Source organism: Pseudoxanthomonas jiangsuensis, from assembly GCF_010093185.1.
Taxonomy (GTDB): Bacteria; Pseudomonadota; Gammaproteobacteria; order Xanthomonadales; family Xanthomonadaceae; genus Pseudoxanthomonas; species Pseudoxanthomonas jiangsuensis.
Window position 1 is genome coordinate 1 of sequence record NZ_PDWL01000031.1, and the last position, 25,896, is coordinate 25,896.

At 71.8% G+C, this 25,896-nt stretch carries 29 protein-coding genes and 1 tRNA gene; 13 read left to right on the forward strand and 17 right to left on the reverse strand.

The window, feature by feature from the left end; all coding sequences use genetic code 11:
- On the forward strand, nt 1–463 hold a 463-nt coding region (locus tag CSC62_RS15430; RefSeq protein ID WP_162407578.1), incomplete at its 5' end, for a response regulator.
- Between the two features lie 709 nt (nt 464–1,172).
- Complete coding sequence (locus tag CSC62_RS15435) at nt 1,173–1,661, forward strand: NUDIX hydrolase (RefSeq protein ID WP_162407579.1); 489 nt, start codon at nt 1,173–1,175, stop codon at nt 1,659–1,661.
- A gap of 311 nt (nt 1,662–1,972) precedes the next feature.
- On the opposite strand, the gene CSC62_RS15440 is transcribed toward CSC62_RS15435, so the two are convergent.
- Both CSC62_RS15440 and CSC62_RS15445 read right to left on the reverse strand, forming a co-directional pair.
- Nucleotides 1,973–2,638, reverse strand: coding sequence for a response regulator (locus CSC62_RS15440; protein WP_162407580.1), 666 nt, complete (start codon nt 2,636–2,638; stop codon nt 1,973–1,975).
- Between the two features lie 7 nt (nt 2,639–2,645).
- A complete protein-coding gene (locus CSC62_RS15445) occupies nt 2,646–3,404 on the reverse strand; it encodes a 3-hydroxybutyrate dehydrogenase (RefSeq protein WP_162407581.1) in 759 nt (252 codons plus the stop codon).
- A gap of 288 nt (nt 3,405–3,692) precedes the next feature.
- Between CSC62_RS15445 and CSC62_RS15450 the strand changes: the two genes are divergently transcribed.
- From CSC62_RS15450 to CSC62_RS15480, 7 genes are all read left to right on the forward strand, one after another.
- Complete coding sequence (locus CSC62_RS15450; RefSeq protein ID WP_425502039.1) at nt 3,693–5,435, forward strand: 3-hydroxybutyrate oligomer hydrolase family protein; 1,743 nt, start codon at nt 3,693–3,695, stop codon at nt 5,433–5,435.
- Nucleotides 5,436–5,508: 73 nt separating this feature from the next.
- Nucleotides 5,509–6,123 (forward strand): CDP-alcohol phosphatidyltransferase family protein, encoded by a 615-nt coding sequence (locus CSC62_RS15455; RefSeq protein ID WP_162407583.1) that lies wholly within the window; start codon nt 5,509–5,511, stop codon nt 6,121–6,123.
- Between the two features lie 56 nt (nt 6,124–6,179).
- Nucleotides 6,180–7,652: a poly(R)-hydroxyalkanoic acid synthase subunit PhaE gene (locus CSC62_RS15460; RefSeq protein ID WP_162407584.1), complete on the forward strand. Its 1,473-nt coding sequence runs from the start codon at nt 6,180–6,182 to the stop codon at nt 7,650–7,652.
- Nucleotides 7,649–8,725: a class III poly(R)-hydroxyalkanoic acid synthase subunit PhaC gene (locus tag CSC62_RS15465; RefSeq protein ID WP_162407585.1), complete on the forward strand. Its 1,077-nt coding sequence runs from the start codon at nt 7,649–7,651 to the stop codon at nt 8,723–8,725. The genes CSC62_RS15460 and CSC62_RS15465 overlap by 4 nt, the downstream gene beginning before the upstream one ends.
- Nucleotides 8,726–8,783: 58 nt before the next feature.
- Nucleotides 8,784–8,993 carry a PspC domain-containing protein gene (locus CSC62_RS15470; protein ID WP_162407586.1) on the forward strand — a complete coding sequence of 70 codons (210 nt, stop codon included), beginning with the start codon at nt 8,784–8,786 and terminating at the stop codon, nt 8,991–8,993.
- Nucleotides 8,994–9,025: 32 nt separating this feature from the next.
- Nucleotides 9,026–9,469, forward strand: coding sequence for a hypothetical protein (locus CSC62_RS15475; RefSeq protein WP_162407615.1), 444 nt, complete (start codon nt 9,026–9,028; stop codon nt 9,467–9,469).
- A gap of 162 nt (nt 9,470–9,631) precedes the next feature.
- Nucleotides 9,632–9,868 (forward strand): hypothetical protein, encoded by a 237-nt coding sequence (locus CSC62_RS15480; protein WP_162407587.1) that lies wholly within the window; start codon nt 9,632–9,634, stop codon nt 9,866–9,868.
- A gap of 74 nt (nt 9,869–9,942) precedes the next feature.
- Here CSC62_RS15480 and CSC62_RS15485 read toward each other — a convergent pair whose 3' ends face one another.
- Nucleotides 9,943–10,515 (reverse strand): cysteine hydrolase family protein, encoded by a 573-nt coding sequence (locus CSC62_RS15485; RefSeq protein WP_162407588.1) that lies wholly within the window; start codon nt 10,513–10,515, stop codon nt 9,943–9,945.
- Between the two features lie 28 nt (nt 10,516–10,543).
- Nucleotides 10,544–10,831, reverse strand: a complete 288-nt coding sequence (locus CSC62_RS15490; protein WP_162407589.1) for a DUF3247 family protein — start codon at nt 10,829–10,831, stop codon at nt 10,544–10,546.
- 204 nt (nt 10,832–11,035) lie between these two features.
- On the opposite strand from CSC62_RS15490, the gene CSC62_RS15495 reads away from it, so the two are divergent.
- Entirely contained in the window at nt 11,036–11,671 is a 636-nt protein-coding gene (locus CSC62_RS15495; RefSeq protein ID WP_162407590.1) for a DNA-3-methyladenine glycosylase I, read from the forward strand.
- Nucleotides 11,672–11,742: 71 nt separating this feature from the next.
- Nucleotides 11,743–11,828: transfer RNA gene (locus CSC62_RS15500), tRNA-Leu, on the forward strand.
- Between the two features lie 103 nt (nt 11,829–11,931).
- Here CSC62_RS15500 and CSC62_RS15505 read toward each other — a convergent pair.
- The 11 genes from CSC62_RS15505 to ccmA all read right to left on the reverse strand — a co-directional run bounded on the left by CSC62_RS15505 (nt 11,932) and on the right by ccmA (nt 20,950).
- Nucleotides 11,932–12,510: a cysteine dioxygenase family protein gene (locus CSC62_RS15505; RefSeq protein ID WP_162407591.1), complete on the reverse strand. Its 579-nt coding sequence runs from the start codon at nt 12,508–12,510 to the stop codon at nt 11,932–11,934.
- A 95-nt stretch (nt 12,511–12,605) separates the two neighbouring features.
- Nucleotides 12,606–13,766 carry a homoserine O-acetyltransferase MetX gene (metX, locus tag CSC62_RS15510; RefSeq protein WP_162407592.1) on the reverse strand — a complete coding sequence of 387 codons (1,161 nt, stop codon included), beginning with the start codon at nt 13,764–13,766 and terminating at the stop codon, nt 12,606–12,608.
- A gap of 109 nt (nt 13,767–13,875) precedes the next feature.
- Nucleotides 13,876–14,907 (reverse strand): tetratricopeptide repeat protein, encoded by a 1,032-nt coding sequence (locus CSC62_RS15515; RefSeq protein WP_162407593.1) that lies wholly within the window; start codon nt 14,905–14,907, stop codon nt 13,876–13,878.
- Nucleotides 14,901–15,362, reverse strand: coding sequence for a cytochrome c-type biogenesis protein (locus tag CSC62_RS15520; RefSeq protein WP_162407594.1), 462 nt, complete (start codon nt 15,360–15,362; stop codon nt 14,901–14,903). The genes CSC62_RS15515 and CSC62_RS15520 overlap by 7 nt, the downstream gene beginning before the upstream one ends.
- Nucleotides 15,359–15,934, reverse strand: coding sequence for a DsbE family thiol:disulfide interchange protein (locus CSC62_RS15525; protein WP_162407595.1), 576 nt, complete (start codon nt 15,932–15,934; stop codon nt 15,359–15,361). Before CSC62_RS15525 ends, CSC62_RS15520 begins: the two co-directional genes overlap by 4 nt.
- A complete protein-coding gene (locus CSC62_RS15530) occupies nt 15,931–17,853 on the reverse strand; it encodes a heme lyase CcmF/NrfE family subunit (protein WP_162407596.1) in 1,923 nt (640 codons plus the stop codon). The genes CSC62_RS15525 and CSC62_RS15530 overlap by 4 nt, the downstream gene beginning before the upstream one ends.
- Nucleotides 17,854–17,970: 117 nt before the next feature.
- Entirely contained in the window at nt 17,971–18,450 is a 480-nt protein-coding gene (ccmE, locus tag CSC62_RS15535) for a cytochrome c maturation protein CcmE (protein WP_162407597.1), read from the reverse strand.
- Nucleotides 18,447–18,620, reverse strand: coding sequence for a heme exporter protein CcmD (ccmD, locus tag CSC62_RS15540; RefSeq protein ID WP_162407598.1), 174 nt, complete (start codon nt 18,618–18,620; stop codon nt 18,447–18,449). The genes ccmE and ccmD overlap by 4 nt, the downstream gene beginning before the upstream one ends.
- Nucleotides 18,617–19,366: a heme ABC transporter permease gene (locus tag CSC62_RS15545; protein ID WP_162407599.1), complete on the reverse strand. Its 750-nt coding sequence runs from the start codon at nt 19,364–19,366 to the stop codon at nt 18,617–18,619. The genes ccmD and CSC62_RS15545 overlap by 4 nt, the downstream gene beginning before the upstream one ends.
- Before the next feature lie 245 nt (nt 19,367–19,611).
- The gene (ccmB, locus tag CSC62_RS15550; protein ID WP_162407600.1) at nt 19,612–20,301 is read right to left on the reverse strand and encodes a heme exporter protein CcmB; all 690 of its coding nucleotides are present in this window, start codon (nt 20,299–20,301) and stop codon (nt 19,612–19,614) included.
- A gap of 10 nt (nt 20,302–20,311) precedes the next feature.
- Complete coding sequence (ccmA, locus tag CSC62_RS15555) at nt 20,312–20,950, reverse strand: heme ABC exporter ATP-binding protein CcmA (RefSeq protein WP_162407601.1); 639 nt, start codon at nt 20,948–20,950, stop codon at nt 20,312–20,314.
- 100 nt (nt 20,951–21,050) lie between these two features.
- On the opposite strand from ccmA, the gene CSC62_RS15560 reads away from it, so the two are divergent.
- Together CSC62_RS15560 and CSC62_RS15565 are read left to right on the forward strand one after the other, a co-directional pair.
- On the forward strand, nt 21,051–22,208 hold the full coding sequence (locus CSC62_RS15560; protein WP_162407602.1) for a pyridoxal phosphate-dependent aminotransferase: 1,158 nt from the start codon (nt 21,051–21,053) through the stop codon (nt 22,206–22,208).
- An 11-nt stretch (nt 22,209–22,219) separates the two neighbouring features.
- Entirely contained in the window at nt 22,220–23,032 is an 813-nt protein-coding gene (locus CSC62_RS15565; protein WP_162407603.1) for an amidohydrolase, read from the forward strand.
- A 58-nt stretch (nt 23,033–23,090) separates the two neighbouring features.
- Here CSC62_RS15565 and eda read toward each other — a convergent pair whose 3' ends face one another.
- Complete coding sequence (eda, locus tag CSC62_RS15570) at nt 23,091–23,750, reverse strand: bifunctional 4-hydroxy-2-oxoglutarate aldolase/2-dehydro-3-deoxy-phosphogluconate aldolase (RefSeq protein WP_162407604.1); 660 nt, start codon at nt 23,748–23,750, stop codon at nt 23,091–23,093.
- 129 nt (nt 23,751–23,879) lie between these two features.
- On the reverse strand, nt 23,880–25,793 hold the full coding sequence (gene edd / locus CSC62_RS15575) for a phosphogluconate dehydratase (protein ID WP_162407605.1): 1,914 nt from the start codon (nt 25,791–25,793) through the stop codon (nt 23,880–23,882).
- Nucleotides 25,794–25,896: the final 103 nt, after the last annotated feature.

Here is a 25,896-nt window from a genome sequence, read left to right on the forward strand (position 1 = left end):
GTTCTCGGTCGGGGTGGCGCGCGCCGCCGCGCCGCCTTCGCCGTCGTCGCAGCCGGCGCCGGTGGTGGCGCAGGGCGGCGCGCGCGGGCTGGCCGGGCGGCGGGTGCTGCTGGTGGACAACGATGCCGATGCGCTGGCGGCGCTGGCGCGGCTGCTGGAAGGCTGGGGCTGCGCGGTGGCGACGGCGGCCGATGGCGCGCAGGCGGCGGCGGTGCTGGAACGCGGGCAGGCGGAGTTGTGGCTGTTCGACTATCACCTGGACGACGGCGACACCGGGGTGGCGCTGGCGGGGCGGCTGCGGCCACGCTTCGGCGCGGTGCCGTGCCTGATCCTGTCGGCCGATGCCGGCGAGGCGACCCGGCGCGCGGTGCAGGAAGCCGATCTTGGCCTGCTGTCCAAGCCGGTGCGCCCGCTGGCGCTGAAGTCGGTGCTGGACCGGATGCTGGCGGCAAGCCGGATATAGCGTCACACCCTTGCCATCGAGCGGTTTGCTGCTGAGCCTGGGCAACGGCAACAGCGTCGGGTTGGCTGTCTCCGGTCTGAGCCGCGGCGAACCGGCCGTGTTGTGGCCGCTCGGGCGCACATCCATGTGCGCACTCGCTACCGCGGACATCCATGTCCGCTGCCACAACACAACCGGTCCGCCGCGCCTTCCGCGCGCTGTGGGCTCAGGACTTCTATCAACCGTCGTCCCGGCGAACGCCGGGACCCAGTGACGTTGCTTCACCTGTAGGAGCCGGTCTTGCCGGCGACCGTGGAGGCGGACGCATCACTGGCGCCCGGTTTCACGCAAACGCATCCGTCATGGCGGTCGCCGGCAAGACCGGCTCCTACAAAAGGCGGGGAAGCCGGAAGAGCAGAGCGACAGAAGCGGTGAACTCGAAGCTCGCAGAGGCCGTCGTGCCTTGGGTCTGCGGTGCAAGTGGCACAGGGATGTGCCACGGCCGCGAGTTGCGGGCAGGATGCCCGCCCGAGCGGTGCACCGCAGACCCAAGGCACGGCGGCCCCGCCCGAAGCCGGTGCCTTTACGCGATCCCAAGGCACGACGGTCTCATGCGAAGCCAAGGCACGACGGCCTCATGCGAAGCCAGCGCCTTTACGCCATCCCAAAGACACGGCGTTGGCTGTCAGCGCGGTCGGTAGAATGCGCGCTTTCGCCGCAGGTCCATCCCATGCCCTACACCCCCATCGTCGCTACCCTCGGCTACGTGCTCTCGCCCGACCGCTCGCGGGTGCTGATGATCCACCGCAACGCGCGCCCGGACGACCACCAGTTGGGCAAGTACAACGGCCTGGGCGGCAAGATCGAGCGCGACGAGGACGTGGTGGCCTGCATGCGCCGGGAAATCCGCGAGGAGGCCGGGATCGAGTGCACCTCGATGCAGCTGCGCGGCACCATCAGCTGGCCGGGCTTCGGCAGGAACGGCGAGGACTGGCTCGGCTTCGTGTTCGTGATCGACGGCTGGGAAGGCGTGCCGCTGGAATCCAATCCGGAGGGCACCCTGGAATGGGTCGAGGTCGAGCGCATCCTCGAGCTGCCCCTGTGGGACGGCGACCGCCAGTTCCTGCCGCTGGTGTTCGACGCCGACCCGCGCGCCTTCCACGGGGTGATGCCGTACCGCGACGGCCGGATGCAGTCCTGGAACTGGTCGCGGCTGTAGCCGCCCAGCGGCGGAAGGGTTCCACGCCTGCGCTTGTCCACACCCGGTGTGGAAAGCGGCCGGGAAAGGATGTGGATAACCGCCGGGCCGCCTTGCGTGGCAAGGCTGTCAAGATGTGTGGCGGTTTTTTGACCAGCATCCGGCGCGGCGATGACCACGTTTTCCACACCGGCTGTGGATGGATTGCGGACAAGAATGTGGATAACCGCCGCGGCGCCTTGCGTGGCGGGCGCGTCAAGAGGGTTGGCGAGAAAATGACCAGGCGGTGACGGCGGCACGGGCGGGCGCCGGATGTTCCACGGTGCGGCGGCTCAGCCTTCCAGCTGGCGGCTGGGATCGCTCAGTTCCAACTCGCGCAGGACCACGCCCGCCTGGGTCCGGTTGCGCACGCCCAGGCGCTCGAAGATCGCCGACAGATGGGCCTTGACCGTGCGCTCCTGCACGTCCAGACGGTCGGCGATCTGCTTGTTGAGCAGGCCCTGGGCGACGTAGCCCAGGACCCGGAACTGCTGCGGCGACAGGCTGGCCAGGCGCGCGGCCAGCTCGGTGTCCTGGTCGGAGGACTGGGCCCGGGCCACGACCGCGCGCAACGAGGCCGGCAGCCACTGCTCGCAGGCCAGCACCGCGCGGATCGCCTCGCGCAGCTCGTCCAGGCCGGCGCTCTTGGGCAGGTAGCCGGCCGCGCCGTGGTCGAGCGCGCGGCGCACCACCCGCGGGTCGTCGTTGGCCGAGACCACCACCACCGCCACCGCCGGGTACTGGGCGCGGATCGCGGCCAGCCCGGCCAGGCCGTGGTTGCCGGGCATGTGCAGGTCGAGCAGGACCAGGTCCACGTCCGCGCGCGATTCCAGCGCAGCCAGCACCCCGTCCAGCGATTCGGCCTCCAGCACCTGCAGCTGCGCGACCGCGTCGGCCGCCGCGCCGCGCAGGGCGGCGCGGAACAGCGGGTGGTCGTCGGCGATCAGCAGGGTGGGCATGGCGGGCTCACTGCACCGTCCAGCCGCCATCCAGTACCAGGGTCTGCCCGGTCATGTTGCGCGCCGCCGGCGAGATCAGGAACGCGGTGGTGCCGGCCAGTTCGTCCATCTCGATGAACACGCCCTTGGGCATCGGCTTGAGCATCACCTGGCCGACAACCTCGGCCTCGGAGATGCCGCGGGTGCGGGCCTGGTCGGTGATCTGCCGGTCCACCAGCGGGGTCTTCACGTAGCTGGGGCAGATGGTGTTGATGGTGATGTCGGTGTCGGCGGTCTCCAGCGCGATCACCTTGGAGAAGCCGACCAGGCCGTGCTTGGCGGCCACGTAGGCGCTCTTGTACGGGCTGGCGACCAGGGCGTGGATGCTGCCGATGTTGACGATCCGGCCGAAGCCGCGCTCGCGCATGCCCGGCAGCACCGCGCGGGTCAGGCGGGCCACGCCGACCAGCATCACCTGGACCAGGAAGTCCCACTTGGCCAGCGGGAACTCCTCCAGCGGCGAGACGTGCTGCAGGCCGGCATTGTTGACCAGCACCTCGACCGGGCGGGAGACCGCGGCCAGCGCCGCGGCCACGCTCTCGCCGGAGGTCACGTCCAGCGCCACCGCCTCGGCCGAGCCGCCCCGGCCGTGGATCTCGGCGGCGACCGCTTCGGCGCCTTCCAGCGACAGGTCGCTGACGATGACGTGGTGGCCGGCGGCGGCCAGTTCGTGGGCGATGCCGGCGCCGATGCCGCTGGCCGCGCCGGTGATGAGGATGCTGCGCATGGGGATCGAATGGGCCGTCGGGGGAGTCGATCGCAGCTTAGCAAGCCGTATCGGCGCCGGCGTGGTACCAAAGTACGATGACGGCGGCCACGCGGCGCCGGTAGCGTGCCAGCATCCCTCATGCCGGGTCCCGACATGCCACGCTCCGCTTCCCGCCGCGCCGTATCGGCAAGCTTTTCCCGGCTGCTGCCGGCCGTCGTCTTCGCCGCGGCCCTGGCCGCCTGCACGGGCGGTCCGCAGTCGCGCACCACTCCCGGACGCGCCACTCCCGAACACGGAACCTCCGCCATGACCGAACCGGCGCGCCAGACCGAACACCGCGGCCAGGACGACCTGCTCACCGCCGGCCTGGGCCTGGACGGCCTGAGGTCGATGGCGCCGCCGGCGTTCGCCGACGCCGCGCACCCGACCGCGGCCGAACTGCGCCGGCGCGCGATCTGGAGCAGCTGGCGCGGGATCGCCGACCTCTCGCCCGGCGGCGGCTACGGCAGCCTCTACGGCAGCGCCGCCAGCGTGCCCGGGCGCGAGTATTCCGCGCTGGCGCGCCTGCCCGGCGCCAGGCAGCCGCACCGGGTGCTGGTGCAGGTGCCCGACGCCTTCGACCAGGGCCGGCGCTGCGTGGTGGTGGCGCCGTCGTCCGGTTCGCGCGGGATCTACGGCGCGATCGCGGTGGCCGGGCCCTGGGCTTTGCCCAAGGGCTGCGCGGTGGCCTACACCGACAAGGGCACCGGCAGCGACTACGTCGACCTCGACGCGGGGATCGGCGTGCGCGAGGACGGCACGCCCGGCGGCCTCGGCGAGGCCGGCGACCTGGCCTTCGCCCCGGAGGTGCCGGCCGGCGCCCGCGGGGTGGCGTTCAAGCACGCGCACTCGCAGGACAACCCGGAGGCCGATTGGGGCTTGCACGTGAAGCAGGCGGCCGAGTTCGCGTTGGTCGCGCTGGAACGCGCCTTCCCGCAGGCCGCGCCCTTCACTTTCGACAACACCCGGATCATCGCCGCCGGCATCTCCAACGGCGGCGGCGCGGTGCTGCGCGCGGCCGAGCTGGACGGCGACTGGCTGGACGCGGTGGTGGCCGGCGAACCGAACGTCCATGTCGAAGGCCACGGCGGCCGTCCGCTTTACGACTTCGGCACCGAGGCGGCGCTGCTGATGCCCTGCGCCTTGCTACACCTGCCGGCCGAGACGCTGCCGCAGCCGCCGCTGCGCGCCCAGGTCGAACCGCTGTGGCAAGCGCGCTGCGCCAACGCGGCGGCGGCCGGGCTGGTCGAGGGCGGCGATGCCGCCGCGCAGGCGCGTTCGGCCTACGAGCGCATGCGCGCGTCCGGCTGGACCGACGCGGCGCTGCAGGCCGGCGCGCTGAGCGTGGGCTTCGACCTGTGGCGCGCGGTGGTGGCCACCTATGCCTCGGCCTACGGTCGCTACGGCATCGGCGAGCATCCCTGCGGCTTCGCCTTCGCCGCGCAGAATCCGGACTTCAGTCCGCGCGCGGCGACCGCGGCCGAGCGCAGCGTGTGGTGGAGCGACGCGTCCGGCATTCCGCCGGGCAATGGCGTGGGCCTGGTCGATCCGAAGCTGGCGCCGCCGGACTTCACCCTGCCGGGCCTGCAGTGCCTGCGCGGGCTGTACACGGGTCAGGGCGCCGAGGCGCAGCGGGTACGCGAAGGGATCGCGGCCACCCGGGCATCGATGCCGCGCGCGGGCTTGCCGGTGCTGGTGGTGCACGGCACCGACGACGGCCTGATCCCGCCGGCGTTCACCAGCGCGCCGTACGTGGCCGCGGCGCGCGCCGCGGGGCGGACGGATGTGCGTTACTGGCAGGTGCGCAACGGCGAGCACTTCGACGCCTTCCTGGCGCTGCCGGCCTACGGCGCGCGCTATGCGCCGATGCTGCCCTACATCCATGCGGCGCTGGACCGGGTGTCGGCGTACCTGGACGGGCAGGGCGCCTTGCCGGCCGATGCGCTGATCGAGGCCCGCGGCCGTGGTGCCGGGACGGTGGAGGCCGCGCAGTTGCCGATGCCACACTGAAGGCGGCGGGCTACCACTCCGCCTGCACATCGCCGGTGGGTATGCTGTGGCCGCCTTCAGACCGGCCATCCGCATGACCCGCCACTTCTCGATGCTGCGCGATTTCCAGCTGGCCGACTGGTTCACCCTGGCCAACGCCTTCTGCGGCACCGGTGCGGTCTTCGCCGCGATGCGCTTCCTGCACGAAGGCCGGGTCGGCGACCTGCTGCTGGGCATGGCCCTGATTCCCGCCGCCTTCGTCTTCGACGCCCTCGACGGCCGCATCGCCCGCTGGCGCAAGTCCTCCTCCACCCTCGGCCGGGAGCTGGATTCGCTGGCCGACGTGATCTCCTTTGGCGTCGCCCCCGCGGCCCTGGCCTACGCCTGCGGCATGCGCGGCGGCTGGGACTGGCTGGTGCTGTCCTATTTCGTCTGCTGCGGGGTCAGCCGCCTGGCCCGCTACAACGTCACCGCCGAGCAGCTGTCCGGCGGCGAAGACAAGGTGAAGTACTTCGAAGGCACCCCGATCCCCACCAGCCTGGCCCTGGTGGTGGTGCTGGCCGTGGCCGCCTGGCAGGGGGGCATCGGCGAGGCCCTGTGGTGGGGGCAGTGGCAGCTCGGACCGTGGCAGCTGCATCCGCTGGTGCTGCTGTTCGCCCTGTCCGGCTCGCTGATGATCAGCAAGACCCTGCGCATCCCCAAGCCCTGAGCGGCGCCGCCGGCCGCGGACGGCGCTGCTAGAATCGGGCGCGTACCGGAGGATCCATGGCCAACGCACCGTTCTCACCGTTCCAGGGCGAATTCGAATCGCTCGCGCGGCAGTACTGGAATACCTGGAACGAACTGCTCGGCCGCGGCCAGGCGACCCCGGGCTGGGGCGGCGACCCCTGGAGCCTGATGGGCGGCATGCCGCCCGGCATCGGGCGCATGGACCCGTCCGCCTTCGAATGGTTCGCCCGGATCCAGCAGCTCTCCGGCCAGTTCGGCCAGGGCGGCCGCGCCGCCGACATCGCCGGCGCCTGGCGCGAGCTGCTGGGTGGGGAGAGGGCCAATCCCTTCGCCGGGATCATGCATGGCGCCACCGCCGGCCTGGCCGGCACCGGCGGCTGGCTGGACCAGGTGCGGCCGATGCTTGACATGCTGCTGCGGCCCTGGCGCCAGCAGGGCGCCGAGTGGCTGCAGCGGCCGGCGTTCGGCCCGGCGCGCGAGCACCAGGAGCGGTTGCAGGGGCTGGCCCTGGCCTGGCAGGAATGGGAGCAGCGCAACGAGGAATTCGGCACGCTGCTGCTGCAGGCCGGGCAGGACGCCTTCGTCCGCTTCGAGCGCCTGCTGGAGCAGCACGATGCGCCGGGCAAGCGGCTGGAGTCGGCGCGGGCGCTGTTCGACCTGTGGATCGACGCGGCCGAGGAAGCCTGGGCCGAGATCGCCCTGTCCGAGCAGTACCGGCATGCCTATGCGGCGATGACCAACGCGCTGATGCGGCTGCGCCTGGGCCTGCAGCGCGAGGTCGAACAGTTCGGCGCCCTGCTGGGATTGCCCGGGCGCAGCGAGCTGGATGCGCTGCACCGCAAGGTCGCCGGGCTGGAGCGGGCGCTGCACGCCGCGCGTCGTGCCGGCGCCGGCCAGGAACGGGCGTCCACGCCGGGCGATGCCGCGGTGACGCGTACGCGCAGGCCGGCTGCGCCGCGACCGGCGGAAGAGCCTGCACCGGTGGCGGCCGAAGCCACCGCCTCGCCCGGCGCGGCGCGGACGGCCTCCGCGCGCCGGCCGGCTCGGGCCGCGGCGCCGCCGAAGCCACGGCCCACCCGCGACCGCAAGGGCGCCGGTGCCGGCAAGGCTGCGCCGCGTCCGGCCGCCGCCCGCGCGCCCGCAGCGGTGCGCAACGGCGAGCGCGACGCGCCACCGGCGCCGGGCGCCGGGCGCGCCACCGCGCGGACAACCCGATCGGCCGTGGCGACCACCCAGACCAAGACCGGAAAGCCAGCAGCCCGTCAGGTGGGGAAGGGTGCGGCTGCGGCTTCCGCTCCGGCGAAGAAGCCCGCTCTCGCCACGCGCAGGCCAGCGACGGGCAAACCCGCCGCGGCCAAGGGCGGAACATCCGCGAAGACACCCGCCAAGGTGGTCTCGATGAAGGACTGGGTCAGCCGCAACCTCGCTCCGGCGCCGCCGCCCGCTGCCGGAACCAAGGCCGTCAAGATGCCCGCCCGTAGCGCCGGCAAGCGCGGAGGCCGCAAGTGAGCGCCGGCAGCGGTCCCCTGCATTTCAATCCGCTGGACCTGGCCCAGGAGGCCTGGGAGTTCCAGAAGCACCTGGCCGACGGCATGCGCACGCTAGGCCAGGTCGAGGACGTCGACTACGGCGCCACCGAGCGCCAGGAAGTGTGGCGCGACGGCAAGACCGTGCTGTACCGCTTCGTCGGCGAGCGCCCGGCCAAGGGTCCGCCTCTGCTGATCGTCTACGCCCTGGTCAACCGTCCCTACATGGTCGACCTGCAGGCGGACCGCTCGCTGGTCAAGGGCCTGCTGGCGCTGGGTATGGACGTGTACGTGATCGACTGGGGCTACCCGGACCGCTCCGACCGCTACCTGACCCTGGACGATTACATCAACCGCTACATCGACGGCGCGGTTGAGCACCTGGCTGCGGCCGCCGGCGGGCCGGTCAACCTGCTGGGGGTGTGCCAGGGCGGGGCATTCTCGCTGTGCTACGCGGCCCTGCACCCGGAGAAGGTGCGCAATCTGGTGACCATGGTCACCCCGGTCGATTTCCAGACCCCGGACAACATGCTCTCCAGCTGGGTGCGCGAGCTGGACGTGGACCTGTTCGTAGACGCGCTGGGCAATGTCCCGGCCGACCTGATGAACGCCAGCTACCTGATGCTCAAGCCGTTCCGGTTGAACCTGCAGAAGTACGTCGGGCTGGTCGACACCCTGGGCAATCCCAAGGCGGTCGAGGACTTCCTGCGCATGGAGAAGTGGATCTTCGACTCGCCCGACCAGGCCGGCGAGGCGTTCCGCGACTTCATCAAGCAGTTCTACCAGGGCAACGCCTTCGTCGAGGGTACCGCCCGCATCGGCGACGCGCCGGTGGACCTGGGTTTCGTCGACATGCCGGTGCTGAACATCTACGCCGAACAGGACCACCTGGTGCCGCCGGATGCCTCGCGCGCGCTGGCCGGGCTGGTCGGCAGCCGCGACTACACCGAACTGGGCTTCAAGGGCGGGCACATCGGCATCTACGTCTCCAGCCGGGCCCAGCGCGAAGTGCCGGCGGCGATCCACCGCTGGCTGGCGGCGCGCGACGGCACCTGAGCCGTGCTCCCGCCATCGCGCTAGACTGGCCGCGCCAGCCCCCGCACGGAGCCAGCGCATGAACGCCACCAACGCAGGCGCCCACCTGACCCGGTCACTCAACGACCGCATGATCGCCGGCGTGCTCGCCGGCGTCGCCCGGCGCTTCGGCTGGAGCGCGACCTGGCTGCGGATCGTCTACGTGGTCGTGTCGATCGCCTCGGCCGCCTTCCCCGGCATCCTGGTCTACCTGATCCTGTGGCTGCTGATCCCGAACGAGTCGGACTGAAGCGGGCCCCCGCGCAGACAGGCGCACGCATCCTGCGCGGCGCGGTGCTGGCGCTCGGGGTGCTGTGGGCTTCGCCCTGGACGCTCGCAGGCCTGCTCGCGGGAGTGGTGGGAACCCTGGCCGGTGCGCGTCCGCGCTTCAGCCTCCGCGACCGCGCGCTGGTGTTCAGCCGCTGGCCTTGGGGACCGGGCGGGGCGATGACCCTGGGCAACGTGATCCTGGCCACCGGCGTGGACCTGGATGCGGGGTGCAGTACCTACGAACACCGCGCCGGCCGCTGCATCCATCCCCCCGTGCGCCTGGGCGACCACGAGCGCGCGCACGTCTACCAGTACATGCTGCTGGGGCCACTGTTCGTGCCGGTGTATTTCCTGTGCGGCGGGATCTCGGTGCGCAACCCGTTCGAACGCGCCGCCGACCGCTACGCATTGCATGGCCGCGGCTGGTGGCCGTGGGCGGGGCCTTCATCGTCCTGAACCATCGCCGAAGCGTGGAAGCGATGCCGCGCAAGCGAAATCCGCGCGTCAGCGCACGGAAACATGCGTCCTCTAGCGTCTGTTGCACGGAATCCTAACGGCGGGCCCGGCACACTCCCGCGCATCGACCGAAGGCAGCACAGAACAAGAGGAACCGGCCGAATGTCCATTGTCCTTTACGTGGGTGGCAGCAAGGATGGAACCCGCGGCGTGGTGCCGCAGGGCTTCACCAAGACCATGCTGGAAACCGTCGAACACGGGCGCGAGATCTACGTCGAAAAGATGGTGCGCCTGGCCCGCTACGGCACCGTGCGGATCATGGCCCTGGAAACGCTGTGCGAGGAGCTGCTCGCCAGCTGGACCGCGCGCCACTACGCAGAGGCCGCTTCGGCCGCCTAGCCGCACCGCATCTTCGTTACTTCCAAGGCGATCGCTCAGCCGCGCGCGACGCATGAGACGCGCGGCATCGTCGTTCAAGCCTTGCGCTTTCCGCGAGGGGATGCCGGCTCGAAGCGCACGCTGCGCGATGCCCGCACGTCGATCCCGAACGCATCCCGCATCAACGCCAGGGCGCGGTCGCGGCGCAGGACGGTCGGCGCGGCCACGCAGTCGCGCGGCACATGCACCTCGAACTTGCGCATGTGCGCATCGTGGGCGGTGACCAGGATGCAGGCGTCTGCCGCGATCCCGCTCACCACCACCCGCCGCACCCGCATCTGGCGCAGCAGCATTTCCAGCGGCGAATCCAGGAAGCCGGAGTGGCGCGGCTTGAGCACGAAGCGGTCCGCGTCGGCCGGTGCCAACTGCCGCACCAGGTCGGCGCCGGGCATGCCTTCGCGCACGCAGTCGGCGACCAGGTCGGCGAACCCGCCCTTCCAGTCCAGGAAGTTGTCATTGACATAGACCACCGGCATGCGCGCGGCCCGGAAGCGCCGCCGCAGCGCGGCGATCCGCACGGCCGCCGGCCGCGCCGCACGCAGCAGGGCTTCGCCGCCCGGAAAGTCGAAGCGGTTGATCATGTCTACGATCAGCAGGCACTGGCGCATGCGCGGGTCCGGTCGGGTCGCGGACCGCTCAGGCGCTACCCAGCCGGACCACCTCGCGCAGCCGGTCCAGCCACAGGTAGTGCGGAGGGGCGTCGCCGGAAAGCGGCTCCAGGCGCAGCAGCGCGTTGTAACCCTCCTGTCCGTCGCCGTCGCGGAACACCTGCACGGTGGGGCGCGCGGCGACCACGCCTTGCAGTTCGCGGTCGTCGTCGAAGCGCAGCCTGACCTGCTCCTCGTCGTCCAGGCTGGCGCACAGTTCCGTGAGCCGCTCGATGCCGGCGGCGGTGGTCAGAAGCCGTTCCGGGAATTCGTTCATTGCCTGGCTCCGGTGCGGGATGACGCCAGAGTATGGGCAGGGCGGCGCGAGCGGGGCGTGCAGGCGCCGGGGCTTGGTCGGTTCCTGCCGCTGGCGCGCAGGCATGGTATAGGACGGATGAGGTGCGCCGGAGATTCCGGCGCGCAGCCGGACACGGTTCGCGGAACAGGCAGGGAGGTGGTGCATGACGGACGGTGCGAGGCCATGAGCGCGACGATAGAAGGGCCCGACGGCCTGCCACGCTGCCGCTGGTGCGCCGCGGCCCCGGAGTTCCTGCACTACCACGACCGCGAGTGGGGCTTCCCGGTCGACGACGACCGTCGCCTGTTCGAGAAGCTGAGCCTGGAGGGATTCCAGTCCGGCCTGAGCTGGCGCACGATCCTGGCCAAGCGCGAGAACTTCCGCGCCGCCTTCGACGGCTTCGACTTCGCTCGGGTCGCGCGCTACACCGGCCGCGACGTGGAGCGGCTGCTCGCCGACGCGGGCATCGTCCGCCACCGCGGCAAGATCGAGGCGGTGATCCACAACGCCGGCCGCGCCTGCGAGCTGGTGCGGCGCGAGGGCTCGCTGGCCGCGTTCTTCTGGCGCTTCGAACCCGATCCGGCGACGCTGGCCGCACCGCAGACCGCCTCCACCTCGCCCGAATCGGTGGCCCTGTCCAAGGCGCTGAAGCAGGACGGCTGGAAGTTCGTCGGCCCGACCACGGTCTATGCCTTCATGCAGGCCATGGGCCTGGTGAACGACCACGCCGAGGGCTGCGTGGTGCGGGCCAAGGTCGCCGCGGCGCGGGTGGGATTCGGGCGGCCGTCGGGTCCGGTTTCGGGGCCGGGGCGGCACTGAGGCCGCTCGCAGTCGAGCCCACACCGCACCGCCACTCCGGGCGTGGCGCCTCGGCTATACTTGCCGCCCGCGCCGAAGTGGCGGAATGGTAGACGCAGCGGACTCAAAATCCGCCGGTAGCGATATCGTGTGGGTTCGAGTCCCACCTTCGGCACCACGGATTCAAGGGCCCCTACGGGGCCTTTGTCGTTTCCGCCCCTGCGCCACTCGCGTCACCGGTGGGGTGGATGCCAGCACGCCCGCCCGCCGGTGCACCGCCTTCAATCCAGCGCGTCGCTGGCCAGTACCCGCTCTTCGCGCCGCAGCCAGCCGGCGGGAGCGGCCGGGTCCTCGACGAACACGTGGCAACGCAAGAGCCGGCGCTGGTAGACGTGGATCGAGACGGCGACCTGCGCCGGATCGGGGTTGTGCACGGCGTGGTACTCGTCCGGCGGCTGCAGGCGGCCGCTGCCGCCGGTGCCGAGCTCCGTGCGGCCGGCGCGGGCGAAGCGCCAGTAGGGCTCCTCGTGTTCCACCGGCACGTAATCGTCCACCGCCAGCCGGCCCTGCCACACCACCTCGGCGCACCAGGCGCCGCCGTGATCGTGGACCGGGGTGCCCTGGCCGGGCGCCCAGGTCATGGCGACGACGCTGTAGCCGTGCTCGGGGCTGAGGTGCAGTTCGCGACGGGCGTAGTGCCCGGCCACGGGAGTGCGCAGCGCCGCGGGCAGCTGCAGGGTGGGATCCGCGTGCAGCCTGCACAGGGCCGCGGCCACCGGGACGGTCGGGTCAAGGCCGCCGGCCAGGGCCACGGCGGCGTCGAGCACCGCCACCAGTTTCTGCTTTCCGGGGAATTCCAAAGCGGGACTGCCTGAACCTGAATAGGGGGCAGTGTACCCCTCCGGATGTTATCCAGGTGTTCCCGGCAGGCGTCGGTGCCGCCCGCCGGCGCCGCTCAGAGCGAGTCCAGGAACCCGCGCACCGCCGGCCCGAAACGATCGTAGTCGACCAGGAAGGCGTCGTGGCCCTGCGGCGAATCCATGCCGACGAACTCCGCCCGTGCGCCGCCCAGGGCCAGGCCCTCGGCGATCTCCTCCTGCTGCTGCACCGGGAACAGGATGTCGGTGTTGGCGCCGATCGCCAAGGCGCGTTCGACCCGGATCCGCGCCAGCCCGGCGAGGACGTCGCCGCCGCTGTGGTCGGCCAGGTCGAACCAGTCCATCGAGCGGCTCAGGTACAGGTAGCAGTTGGGGTCGTAGCGGCGGACGAAGCGCCGGGCGTGGCCTTCCAGGTAGCTCTCGACCTGGAACTCCAGGCCGAACGGATCCTCCTCGCCGCCCTGGCCGTTGAACGGGCTGGACTCGTCCAGGCGCACCCGGCCGAAGCGGCCGTCCCATTCCAGCGCCGAGCGGTAGGTGATCACGCCCAGCTTGCGGGCGATGCGCATGCCCGATTCGGGATAGGTGGCGTCGTCGTACTCGCCGTTGTTCCAGTTCGGGTCCAGGCGGATCGCTTCGCGCTGCAAGGAGCGCACCGCGATCGAGAAGGGCAGGGCGCGGGCGCTGCCGGAGATGTTGATGTGGCTGCGGCTGATGCCCGGGTGGCGCAGCAGCAGCGACAGCGCGGTCATGCCGCCCATCGAGTTGCCGATCACGCAGGCCAGGCGCTCGATGCCCAGGCCGCGGACCACCTCGGCGGCGGCGTCGGCGATGTCCTCGATCGACAGCTCGGGGAAGGCCAGCCGGTACGGCCGGCCGCTGGCCGGGTCGATCGAGGCCGCCCCGGTCGAACCCTTGCAGCTGCCCAGCGAGTTGACGCAGACCACGAACCAGCGGCCGCTGTCGATCGGCCTGCCCGGGCCGAGCATCGGCTCCCACCAGCCTGGCGCCGGATCGGCGGCGCTGGAGGCGGCGTGCGCGTCGGGGGACAGGCCGGTGACGATCAGCACCGCGTTGTCCCGTGTGGCATTCAGCGTGCCCCAGGTCTCGTAGGCCACGCGCGCGCCGTGCAGGACGCCGCCGCGCTTCATCGGGAACGGCGAGGTCAGGGCGTGGAAGCGGCTGCCCGGCGGGATGAACTCGCTGGGGGTGACGGGAAAGGGGAGCGCCTGCGACATAGGGGCCGGAGTGTACCGGGATCGCCGCGCGCCGTTGCCGGGGGTATCGCGGGAAACTGATTCCCGCCATCGCAACCGTCGCACCAGGCGTACCCGGCGCGATGCCCTTTCAAGGGCCGGCGGCGCCGATCTGCAGTTCGACCGGCGCATCGGCGGGCAGGGCCACCCGCACCGGCGCCGACTCGATGTCGCCCTCGCCGCGATTGGCTTGGCCGCTGGCCGACAGCCGCGCGAACACCTCCACTTCCTGCAGGGCCGACAGCTTCTGGGTCGGCATCGGGCTGTCGGTGTCGTCCAGCACCACCTGCAGCGGCAGTTCCTGCAGGCTGCGGCGCTCGACCGCCACCGGCATCGGTGGGCCATCGGGGACGCGGGCGATCACGAACACCGTCGCGTCGCCGCGCAGGCGCACGCGCGCGGCGAACTCCGGGTCCAGCGCGACCTTCACCGTCAGCGCGTTGGCCGACCCGGCCGCTGCCGGTGCCGCAACGGACGGCAGCGGCGACAGGCCGGCTTCGGCCCGGGCCAGGTCGATCTGCTCGCGCAGGCTGCGCGCGGTGGCGGCATCGACCGCGCCCAGCAGCGACTCCCAGGTCCGGGCCGCCTCGGCCGGCTGCCCGGACTGGCGCTGCCACACGCCGAGGAACCAGCCGGCGCGCGGGTGCCCGGGCTGCAGCTGCAGCGCATGCTTGAGCCATTGCACGGCCTGGTCGTCGAAGCGGCGCTGCGGGTCGGCCTGGGCGCGCGATTCGGCGGCGTCGACCAGCAAGGAGGGTTCGTCCGGCGCCAGCTGCACCGCGCGGGCGTAGGTGTCGCGCGCGCCGGCGGCGTCGCCGAGCGCGGCCTGGGAGCGGGCGAGCAGGGCCCAGCCTTCGGGCTGGTTCGGATTGCGCTCCAGTTCGGCGCGCAGCTGCGCCACGGCGTCCTCCAGGCTCTGCGGCGCGGCGCGGGCGGTCTGCTCCAGCGCCGCGGGCGTGCCCACCACCCGGTACAGGGCCAGCACCGACACCGCCAGGGCGAGCACCGCGGCCGCCAGCGGCCAGGGGCGGGCGCGCCACAGCGGCCACAGCACCCAGACCAGCACGCCGATGGTCACGGCGGTGGCCAGGGTGGCGAACACGGCGCCGGCGGGGATCACCATTCCTGCTCTCCCTCTGCGCGGTCGGCGTCCCCGGGCGCAGGCACGGTGGCGGCACGGCGGCGGACGATGTGCCACACCACCCCGGCCCCGGCCAGCAAAACCAGGCCCGGGCCGAACCACAGCAGCCAAGTGTGGCGTTCCACCGCCGGCCGGTAGAGCACGAACTCGCCGTAGCGGTCGACCAGGAACTGCTTGACCTCGTCGTCGCTGCGGCCCTGGCGCATCAGTTCCAGCACCTCGCGGCGCATGTCCTGGGCGATCTGGGCATTGGAATCGGCCAGCGACTGGTTCTGGCACATCACGCAGCGCAGTTCGGCGGTGAGGGCGTGGAAGCGCACTTCCTCGGCGTTGTCCCGGAACTGGAGAGGCGCCGGATCGCCGGCCGGCTGCGCGGAGGCGGCGAAGGACAGGGCGAGCAGCAGCGCCAGCGCCATCCAGGCAGGGCGCGCGTTCATCGCGCCTGCTCCACCTTGGCCAGCACGGGCAGCAGCTGTTCCTGCACCACCTGCTCGGTCAGCGGACCGGTGTACTTCCAGCGGACGATGCCCTGGCCATCGACCAGGAAGGTCTCCGGCGCGCCGGCCACGCCCCAGTCCAGGGCGTAGCGGCCTTCCTGGTCGGCCAAGACCACGAAGAACGGGTTGCCGAACTGCTCCAGCCAGCGCAGGGCGTCGGCCGGCTCGTCCTTCCAGTTGTAGCCGATCACACGCACCCGCTTGCTCTCGGCAAACTTCGTCAGCACCGGGTGCTCGTCGCGGCAGGCCGCGCACCAGCTGCCCCAGACGTTGAGCAGGTAGGGCGCGCCGCGCAGCTGGGCGGCATCGACGGTGACCGACGGGTCGTGCAGCACCGGCAGCGCGAACTCCGGCGCCGGCTTGCCGATCAGCGCCGAGGGCAGCACGTCGCGGTCGGCGTCGCCCGAGCGCAGCACGCCATAGCCCATCAGCCCGACCAGGCCGATGAAGAACAGCGCGCCGATCACCACGGCGACCACGGGCAGGCCGGCAGGCTTGTGCGGGGTGTTCATGCGGTCGTTTCCTTGGGCACGCGGCGGAAGCGGCGGTCGGCCGCGGTGACCAGGCCGCCGAGCGCCATCAGCAGGGCGCCGATCCAGATCCAGCGCACGAAGGGTTTGATATGCACGCGCACCGCCCAGGCACCGTCGCCCAGCGGCTCGCCCAGGGCGACGTAGACGTCCGCGGTGAATCCGGGACGCAGGCCGACCTCGGTCATCACCTGGCCGCCGCTGGCATAGGCGCGCTTTTCCGGATGCAGCAACACCAGCGGCTGGTCGTCGCGCAGGACCTGGACGTGGCCGCGGTCGGACAGGTAGTTCGGTCCCTGGCTCTCGTCCACGCCCTGGAACACGAAGCCATAGCGGCCGACCTGCAGCGTCTGGCCCGGCTTGAGCGCGACCTCGCGCTGCACGTTCTGCGCCTCCACCAGCAGGGCGCCGACCAGGAACACGGCGATGCCCAGATGGCCCAGGGTCATGCCCCACATCTCGGCGGTCATCCGCCCGCTGGTGCGCAGCCGGCCCCAGACGAAGCGCAGGGTGCCCAGGCCGATCCAGGCCGCGCCGGTCACGCCCAGCGCAGTCTTCCATGGTCCCTGCGGCGCGGTGAAGTAGGCCGCCACGCCCAGCGCCAGCGCCAGCCCCGCCCAGGGCAGCAGCACCGCGACGACCTTGGAGGCCTGGTCGCGCTGCCAGCGCGCCAGAGGTCCGAACGGCACCAGCGCCACCAGCGGCAGCATCAGCACGAAGAACAGCAGGCCGAAGTAGGGCGGGCCGACCGAGATCTTGCCCAGGCCCAGGGCGTCGGCCAGCAGCGGATACAGGGTGCCGAGCAGGACCATGGCGCAGGCGCTGGCCAGCAAGAGGTTGTTGAGCAGCAACAGGGTCTCGCGCGAAGCCGGATGGAACCCGGCGCCGGCTTCCAGGCGCCCGGCGCGCAGCGCGTACAGCAGCAGCGAACCGCCGATGACCGCCACCAGGAAGGCCAGGATGAACACGCCGCGCGAGGGATCGGCGGCGAAGGCGTGGACGCTGGTCAGCACGCCCGAGCGGACCAGGAAGGTACCCAGCAGCGAGAGCGAGAACGCGGCAATCGCCAGCAGCAGGGTCCAGCCTGCGAAGCTGCCGCGCTTCTCGGTCACCGCCTGGGAGTGGATCAGCGCGGTGCCGGCAAGCCAGGGCATGAAGATCGAGTTTTCGACCGGATCCCAGAACCACCAGCCGCCCCAGCCCAGTTCGTAGTAGGCCCACCAGCTGCCCAGGGCCATGCCCAGGGTCAGGAAGGCCCAGGCCACGTTGGTCCACGGCCGGGTCCAGCGCAGCCAGCGCGCGTCCACCCTGCCGTCCAGCAGGGCGGCGATGGCGAAGGCGAACGGCACCGCGAAGCCGACGTAACCCACGTACAGCAGCGGCGGATGGAAGATCAGCCCGGGATCCTGCAGCAGCGGGTTGAGGTCGTGGCCCTCGGCGGCGGCCGGCAACAGGCGCACGAACGGGTTGGAGGTGAAGATCAGGAAGGCCAGGAAGCCGACCGCGACCAGGCCCATCACCCCCAGCACCCGCGCCGACACCACCTGCGGCAGCCGCCGCGAGAACCCGGCCACCGCCGTGGACCACAGGGCCAGGACCAGCGCCCAGAGCAGCAGCGAACCTTCGTGCGCGCCCCACACCGCCGAGTAGCGGTAGATCATCGGCAACAGCGAATTGGAATTGCCGGCCACGTACTTGACCGAGAAGTCCTGGACCACGAAGGCGTAGGTGAGGATGGCGAAGGCGCCGGCGAGCAGCACCAGCTGGGCGTACGCCGCCGGCCGTGCCACCGCCATCCAGGCGCCGTTGCCGCGCTGGGCACCGGCCAGCGGCAGTACCGCCTGCAGCGCGGCCACCAGCAGGGCGAGCAGGAGCAGGACCTGGCCCAACTCAGGCAGCATGGAGACCTCCATCGGCAAGCCGGGCAGCATCGATGCGTCCCTCGGCGAACCGGACGGCAGCGGCGCCGGCGCGGTGCGGGCGAATGGGCCGGCGCGCGCCGGCGTGTGGCGACGGCATCAGGGCTGGGCCTCCGCCGCCGGCACCTGCACATCGTGCTTCTGGTGGGCCATACCCATCTTGTCGGCCACTTCCTTGGGCATGTAGGTCTCGTCGTGCTTGGCCAGCACGTTCTCGGCGACGAAGGTGCCGCCCTCCATGCGTCCGGTGGCGACCACCGCCTGGCCCTCGCGGAACAGGTCGGGGAGGATGCCGGTGTAGCTGACCCCCAGCTGGGCGTCGCCGTCGGTCACCCGGAAGCGCGCTTCCATCGAGCCGCTGGCGCGCTGGAACGAGCCCTTTTCGACCATGCCGCCGAGGCGGAAGCGCGCCTGTCCGGAGGCCACTTCGGCGCCGGCATCGCCGCGCAGCACCTCGGCCGGGGTGTAGAGGTAGGCGACGTTGCGCTGCAGGGCCATGGCCACCAGCGAGACGACCGCGCCGGAGGCCAGCACCAGCGCCAGCACGAACAGCAGGCGGCGCCTGCGGACAGGATTCATCGGCTCAGCTCCGCGGCCGGGTCGGCGGCGGCCGGCGTGCGCTCGCGGCGGGCGCGCAGGCGCGCGGCGCGCAGTTGCCGTCGCACCTGCAGGCGCGGGGCCAGGAAGTCCCACAGCAGCACCAGCACGAACACCGCATAGGCGCCGATCACGTAGGGCAGGTAGCTCATGCCGCGCCTCCGGCCAGCTTGCGTACCCAGTCCTTGCCGGCCTCGCGGGCGAGGTTGTCGGCGCGGGCGCGGGCCAGCAGCGAGCCGGCGAACCAGAACTTGGTGCCGATCACCATCCACCACAAAGGCGCCATCATGCTGGCGTCCAGGCTGGACTGGCCGAACACGCGGATGGTCTGGCCCTGGTGCAGCGAGTCCCACCATTCCACCGAATAGCGGATCACCGGCAGCAGGACCACGCCGACGATCGCCAGCAGGCCGGCGGCGCGGGCCGAGGCGCGGCGGTCGTCGCCGGCGTGGTACAGGCCGATCACGCCCAGGTACAGGAACAGCAGGATCAGCTCGGTGGTCAGGCGCGGGTCCCAGTCCCACCAGGTGCCCCACATCGGCTTGCCCCAGATCGAGCCGGTGGCCAGGGTCAGCGCGGTGAAGGCCGCACCCACCGGAGCGCAAGCCATGGCCAGGATCTCGCACAGCTTGATCCGCCAGACCAGGGCGATGGCCGCGTAGAGCGCCATCAGCGCGTATACGAACATGCTCATCCAGGCCACGGGGACGTGCAGGTAGAGGATCCGCACGCTGTCGCCCTGCTGGTAGTCGGCCGGCACGTGGAACAGCGCCAGCCAGGCACCCACGCCCAGGGTCAGCAGGGCGGCCAGCCAGCACCACGGCGCCCAGCGCGCGGCGAAGCGGTCGAAGTACGGCGGCGAGCCGAGGAGGTGGAACCAGCGGATCACCGGGTTCATGGGCAGGATCGCATCGCTCGCGGTTGGCGCCGGCAGGCCGTGATGGCGCCGGACTGGCTCGACTTCGTGGTCCGGGGCATTTTTCCAGACTCCGCCCCCCGGGCCAAGCCGCGCGGTGGGACAAAGTGTCCACCCCCGCGCGGATGCGGACATCCTCGCCGATCATCGCCCGCGAAGCCTTGATCCGGCGCAAGCGTCGTCATCACCGCTGTTCATGTAGGGCCGGCTTGCCGGCCGGCCAAGACTCAGCCCTGCGCGATCCGGATCGCCGCGGCCGCCGCCAGCGGCGCCAGCACCGCGCTGGCCACCAGCCCGGCGGCCATCAGCAGCAGCGCCCCGCTGGCGTCCAGCCCCTGGGCGCTGGCGGCCACGCTGCCGGCGCCGAACACCAGCACCGGCACGTAGAGCGGCAAGGCCAGCAGGGCCACCAGGATCCCCGAACGCTTCAGGCCCACCGTCAGCGCCGCGACCACCGCCCCGAGCAGGCTCAGGATCGGCGTACCCAGCGCCAGGGTCAGCATCAGCACCGGCAGCTGCGCCCGCGGCAGGTACAGGAACTCGCCCAGCACCGGCACCGCCAGCAGCAGCGGCACCGACGTGGTCAGCCAGTGGCCGAAAGTGCGCACCGCCACCAGCCAGGCCAGCGGCACCGGCGCCAGCAGCCACTGCTCCAGCGAGCCGTCCTCGGCATCGCCGCGGAACAGGCTGTCCAGCGACAGCAGTCCGGCCAGCAGAACCGCCACCCAGATCGCATAGGGCGCGACGAAATCGCCCAGCAGCTGGCGGCCGCCGCCCAGGGCCAGGGCGAACATCACCACCACCAGCAAAGCGAACAGGGCCGGCTGCAGGGCGTCGCCGCGGCGGCGCCAGACCAGGCGCAGGTCGCGCCGGAGCAGGGCGTGGGCGGACTGCAGCAGGGTGGGCGTGGCGTTCATGCGGCGATGCTCATGCGGCAGCGCCGAGTTCGAGCATGCGCGTGCGCACCGGCGGCGCGGCGTAGGCGCCATGGGTGGTGACCAGGGTCGCGCCGCCCTCGCGCAGGTGCGCGGTGATCATCCGGTTGACCAGGTTGATCCCGTCCAGGTCGAGGTTGGCGTAGGGTTCGTCCAGCAGCCACAAGGGCGCCGGCGCCAGCCACATCCGGGCCAGGCCGACCCGCTTCTTCTGCCCGGCCGACAGCTGCCGCGCCGGCGCGTCCTCGTAGCCGGCCATGCCGACGATGGCCAGCGCCCGTTCGATCGACTGGCCCGGCCGGCGGCCGTGCAGGCCGCCCAGGAACTCCAGGTTCTCCAGCACCGACAGCTCGCCCTTCAGCGCGCCGAGATGGCCGAGGTAGGCGATGGCGCGGGCGCGCAGGTCGGCGGCGGCAGGGCGGCCCTCGATCTCGATCCGGCCGGCGTCGGCACGCAGCAGCCCGGCCAGCACCCGCAAAAGGGTGGTCTTGCCGGAACCATTCCCGCCCTGGACCAGCAGGGCCTCGCCGGCCTCGACCGCGAAATCCAGCGGCCCGAACACCGGTTCCTCGTTGCGGGCGAAGGCCAGGCCATGGGCGGCGAGCAGCGGGGCGGAAGCGGCAGCGGTCATCGGCGCGCATTGTAGCCGCGGCCACCTTCGCGCAGCATCGCCGGCCATCGCCCGGCGTACACTCCGCCCTTGCCTCTCCCACGAGCCGAACGGAACCGCGATGCCGCTGCAGATCCCGCCGACCAAGCTGCCCAGGGTGGGCACCACCATCTTCACCGTGATGTCGCAGCTGGCCGCCGAGCACGGCGCGGTCAACCTCGGCCAGGGCTTCCCGGATTTCCCGGTGCCGCAAAGGCTGGTGGACGAACTGGACGCGGCCATGCGCGCCGGCCACAACCAGTACGCGCCGATGACCGGAGTGCTGGTCCTGCGCCAGGCCATCGCCGGCAAGGCCCTGCGCTGCTACGGCGCCACGGTCGATGCGGACAGCGAGGTCACCGTCACCAGCGGCGCCACCGAGGCGATCTTCAACGCGATCCACGCGGTGGTGCGCCCGGGCGACGAGGTGGTGGTGCTCGACCCGGCCTACGACTGCTACGAACCGGCGATCGACCTGGCCGGCGCGCGCGCGGTGCACGTGCCGCTGGACCCGCGCACCTTCGCCGTGGACTGGGAGCGGGTGCGCGCGGCGATCACGCCGAAGACCCGGCTGCTGATGGTCAACAGCCCGCACAACCCGTCCGGGGCGATGTTCTCGGCCGACGACATGCGCGCGCTGGCCGAGCTGCTGCGCGGCACCGGCATCCTGCTGCTTTCCGACGAGGTCTACGAGCACATCGTGTTTGACGGCCGCCGCCACGAGTCGGTGCTGCGCTGGCCGGAGCTGCGCGAGCGCGCGTTCGTGGTCTCCAGTTTCGGCAAGACCTACCACTGCACCGGCTGGAAGATCGGCTACGCCATCGCCCCGCCGGCGTTGAGCGCGGAATTCCGCAAGGTCCACCAGTACAACGTGTTCTGCACCTTCGCCCCGGCCCAGCACGCCTTCGCCGCGATGATCCGCGACGAACCCGAACACGACGAGCGGCTCGGCGCGTTCTACCAGGCCAAGCGCGACCGCTTCCGCGAGCAGCTGCTGGGCACCCGGCTGCAGCCCCTGCCGGTGCCGGGCGGCTACTTCCAGCTGGTCGACTATTCGGCGGTCAGCGACCTGCCCGACCACGCGTTCGCGAAGTGGCTGACGGTGGAGAAGGGCGTGGCCGCGATCCCGCTGTCGCCGTTCTACGAAAGCCCGCCGACGGGCCAGCGCCTGGCGCGGCTGTGCTTCGCCAAGAACGAGGCCACCCTGGACACGGCGATCGAACGCCTGCGGCTGCTGTGATGGAGGCTGCCATGCAAGACCTGCGCATTTCCCTGGTCCAGGGCGATACCCGCTGGCACGACCCGGCGGCCAACCGCGACTATTACGGCGCCCTGCTGGCGCCGCTGGCCGGCGCCACCGACCTGGTGGTGCTGCCGGAGACGTTCACCAGCGGCTTCTCCAACGAGGCCATCGACCGGGCCGAGCGCATGGATGGCCCGACCGTGGCCTGGATCGCCGCGCAGGCCCGCGCGCTGGGCGCGGCGGTGACCGGCAGCGCCCAGCTGCGGGTGGCGGACGGCGACGGTGCGCCCCGGGTGTTCAACCGCCTGTTGTGGGCCACGCCCGACGGCGGCCTGCAGTGGTACGACAAGCGCCACCTGTTCCGCTATGCGGGCGAGCACAAGCGCTACGCCGCCGGCCGCGAACGGCTGACGGTGGAATGGAAGGGCTGGCGGATCAATCCGCAGGTCTGCTACGACCTGCGCTTCCCGGTGTTCTGCCGCAACCGCTACGACGTGGAGCGGCCGGGGCAGCTGGACTTCGACCTGCAGCTGTTCGTCGCCAACTGGCCGGCGCCGCGCGCCCATGCCTGGAAGACCCTGCTGCGCGCGCGCGCGATCGAGAACCTGTGCTACGTGGCCGCAGTCAACCGGGTCGGCACCGACGGCAACGGCCTGGCCTACGACGGCGACAGCGCGGTGATCGATTTCCTCGGCCAGCCGCAGGTGGAGATCCGCGGCTACGAACAGGTGCTGACCACGACCCTGTCGGCCACGGCCCTGGCCGCGCACCGCGAACGCTTCCCGGCGATGCTCGACGCCGACGCGTTCGAACTGCGCTAGCCGGCGATGCGATGCCCGGCCGCGATGCGGCCGGGCCTGTCCCCCGGCGTGCCGGCCCTCAGCGGGCGCGGACCCCGGCCACGATCGCCGCGGCCTTGGCCGCGCTGGCCTCGACCTTGTCCCACTCGCCGGCCTTGAGCCAGTTCTTCGGCACCATCCACGAGCCGCCGATGCAGACCACGTTGGGCTGCGACAGGAACTCGGCCGCGGTGTCCTCGCTGATGCCGCCGGTCGGGCAGATCTTCAATTCGGCCATCGGCCCGGCCAGGCCCTTGAGCATGGCCAGGCCGCCCACCGCGGTGGCGGGGAACAGCTTGCACACGCGGAAACCGCGCGCCATCAGCGCCAGGAACTCGGTCGGGGTGGCGCCGCCCGGCACCACCGGGATCGGCGCCCGGGCCAGCGCGTCGGCCAGCTCCGGCGGGGTGCCGGGAGTGACCAGGAAGTCGGCACCCAGCTCGATGCAGCGCTGCATCTGCTCGACCGTCAGCACCGTGCCCATGCCAACCGCAATACCCGGCAGTTCCTTCTTCAGCGCCACCAGCGCGTCGAGCGCGGCGGGCGTGCGCAGGGTCAGCTCGATCGCGGTCAGGCCGCCCTTGAGCAGGGCCGCGGACAGCTTGCGCGCCTCGTCCACGCTGTCGGCGGTGACCACCGGCAGAATGCCGGACTTGCGCAGCAGCTGTTCGGCCTGGGCCTGGGTTTCGGCGATGCTCATGGGACGCGACGGCTCCGTAATGCGGGAATGCGCGGCAATTCTAACGCCTGCGTCCGCAGGCGAACGCGTCGGTTGCCGCTGCATCCATCCGCCGGACCGGCTCCCGCCCAAGGGAGCCGGCCGCGCGCCTCAGGCGTCCTTGGAATCGTGCGGGGCCAGGGCGGCCACCGCATCGCCGCCCAGTTCGTACTCGGCGTCGTAGTCCCAGGCGCTGCCGTCGTGCGCCGGCGGGCCGCAGGAGATCGACAAGGCGCCCTGGTCGGCGGGACCGACCAGCGCACGGTTGTTGGCGAACAGGTTGCGGCCCAGGTCGTGCGCGCCGGGGCTGGTGTTGGCGGCGACCGCGCGGGCGTTGAACTCGGCCGCGTCCACCAGCACCTCCAGCACGCCGGACTCGCTGTCCAGGCGGACCAGGTCGCCGTCGCGGACCTTGCCGATCGCGCCGCCGCGGGCCGCTTCCGGGGTGACGTGGATCGCCGCCGGGATCTTGCCCGAGGCGCCGGACAGGCGGCCGTCGGTGACCAGCGCCACCTTGCGGCCCTGGTTCTGCAGCATGCCCAGCAGGGGCGCCAGCGAATGCAGCTCGGGCATGCCGTTTGCGCGTGGGCCCTGGTAGGTGACCACGGCGACGAAGTCGTGCGGCAGGACTCCGGCGGCGTGCAGCTTGTTGAGCTTCTGCGGCGCGTCCACCACCACCGCCTGGGCCTCGACGTAGCGGTGCTCGGGCTTGACCGCCGACAGCTTGATCAGGCCGCGGCCGATGTTCCCGCGCAGCAGGCGCAGGCCGCCCTGGGCCTCGAACGGCGCGGCCACGGTGCGCACCACCGACTCGTCGGCCGAGACCGCGGCCGACGGCGCCGAGGACAGCGCGCCGTTTTCCAGCCGCGGTTCGCGGGCGAACGCGCGCATGCCTTCCGGCACCACCGTCTGCAGGTCGTGCATCAGGCCGGCGTCGAGCAGTTCGCGGAACACGAACGGCACCCCGCCGGCGGCCTGGAAGCGGTTCACGTCGGCCTCGCCGTTGGGGTAGACGCGCGCCAGCAGGGGCACGATCTGCGACAGCTGGTCCATGTCGTCCCAGGTCAGGACCACGCCGGCCGCGCGCGCCACCGCGATCCAGTGGATGGTGTGGTTGGTCGAGCCGCCGGTGGCCATCAGCGCGACCACCGCGTTGACGATCGCGCGCTCGTCGATCAGCCGGCCCAGCGGCCGGTAGTCGTCGCCCAGTGCAGTCATCGCCAGCACCCGGCGCACGGCCTCGTCGTCCAGCGCCGCGCGCAGTGGCGTGCCCGGGTTGATGAACGAGCTGCCCGGCAGCTGCACGCCCATCGCCTCCAGCAGCACCTGGTTGGAGTTGGCGGTGCCGTAGAAGGTGCAGGTGCCCGGGGCGTGGTAGGACTGCGCCTCCACCTCCAGCAGCTCCTCGCGGGTGGCCTCGCCGGCGGCGTAGCGCTCGCGCACCTCGGCCTTCTTCTTGTTGGGGATGCCCGCCGGCATCGGCCCGGCCGGCACGAACAGCGCCGGCAGGTGGCCGAAGGCCAGCGCGCCGATCAGCAGGCCCGGCACGATCTTGTCGCAGATGCCCAGGTACAGGACCGCGTCGAAGGCGTCGTGGCTCAGGCCGACCGCGGCGGCCTGGGCGATCACGTCGCGCGAGAACAACGACAGCTCCATGCCGCCGCGGCCCTGGGTCACGCCGTCGCACATCGCCGGCACGCCGCCGGCCACCTGGGCGGTGGCGCCGAGCTGGCGGGCGAGGGCGCGGATCCGCTCCGGGTAGTGCTCGTACGGCTGGTGCGCCGAGAGCATGTCGTTGTAGGCGGTGATGATGCCCAGGTTGGGGGTGACGTCGGCGCGCAGGCGCGCCTTGTCGGTATCGCCGCAGGCGGCGAACACGTGGGCCAGGTTGGCGCAGCTCAGCGGCTTGCGGTTGGGGCCCTGGCGCACGGCTTCGTCGATGCCCGCCAGGTAGGCGGCGCGCGAGGGCGCGCTGCGCTGGCGGATGCGTTCGGTGATGGCTTCGATCTTGGGATGCAGGCTCATTGGCGTGGGGCTATGAGAAGTGGTGGGGGAATGCCCTGCGGAATGATCCGGCACCGGGCCTTTCGTCGAGTCTCCGCACGCGGTTGTGCGGGCTCCGGGGATT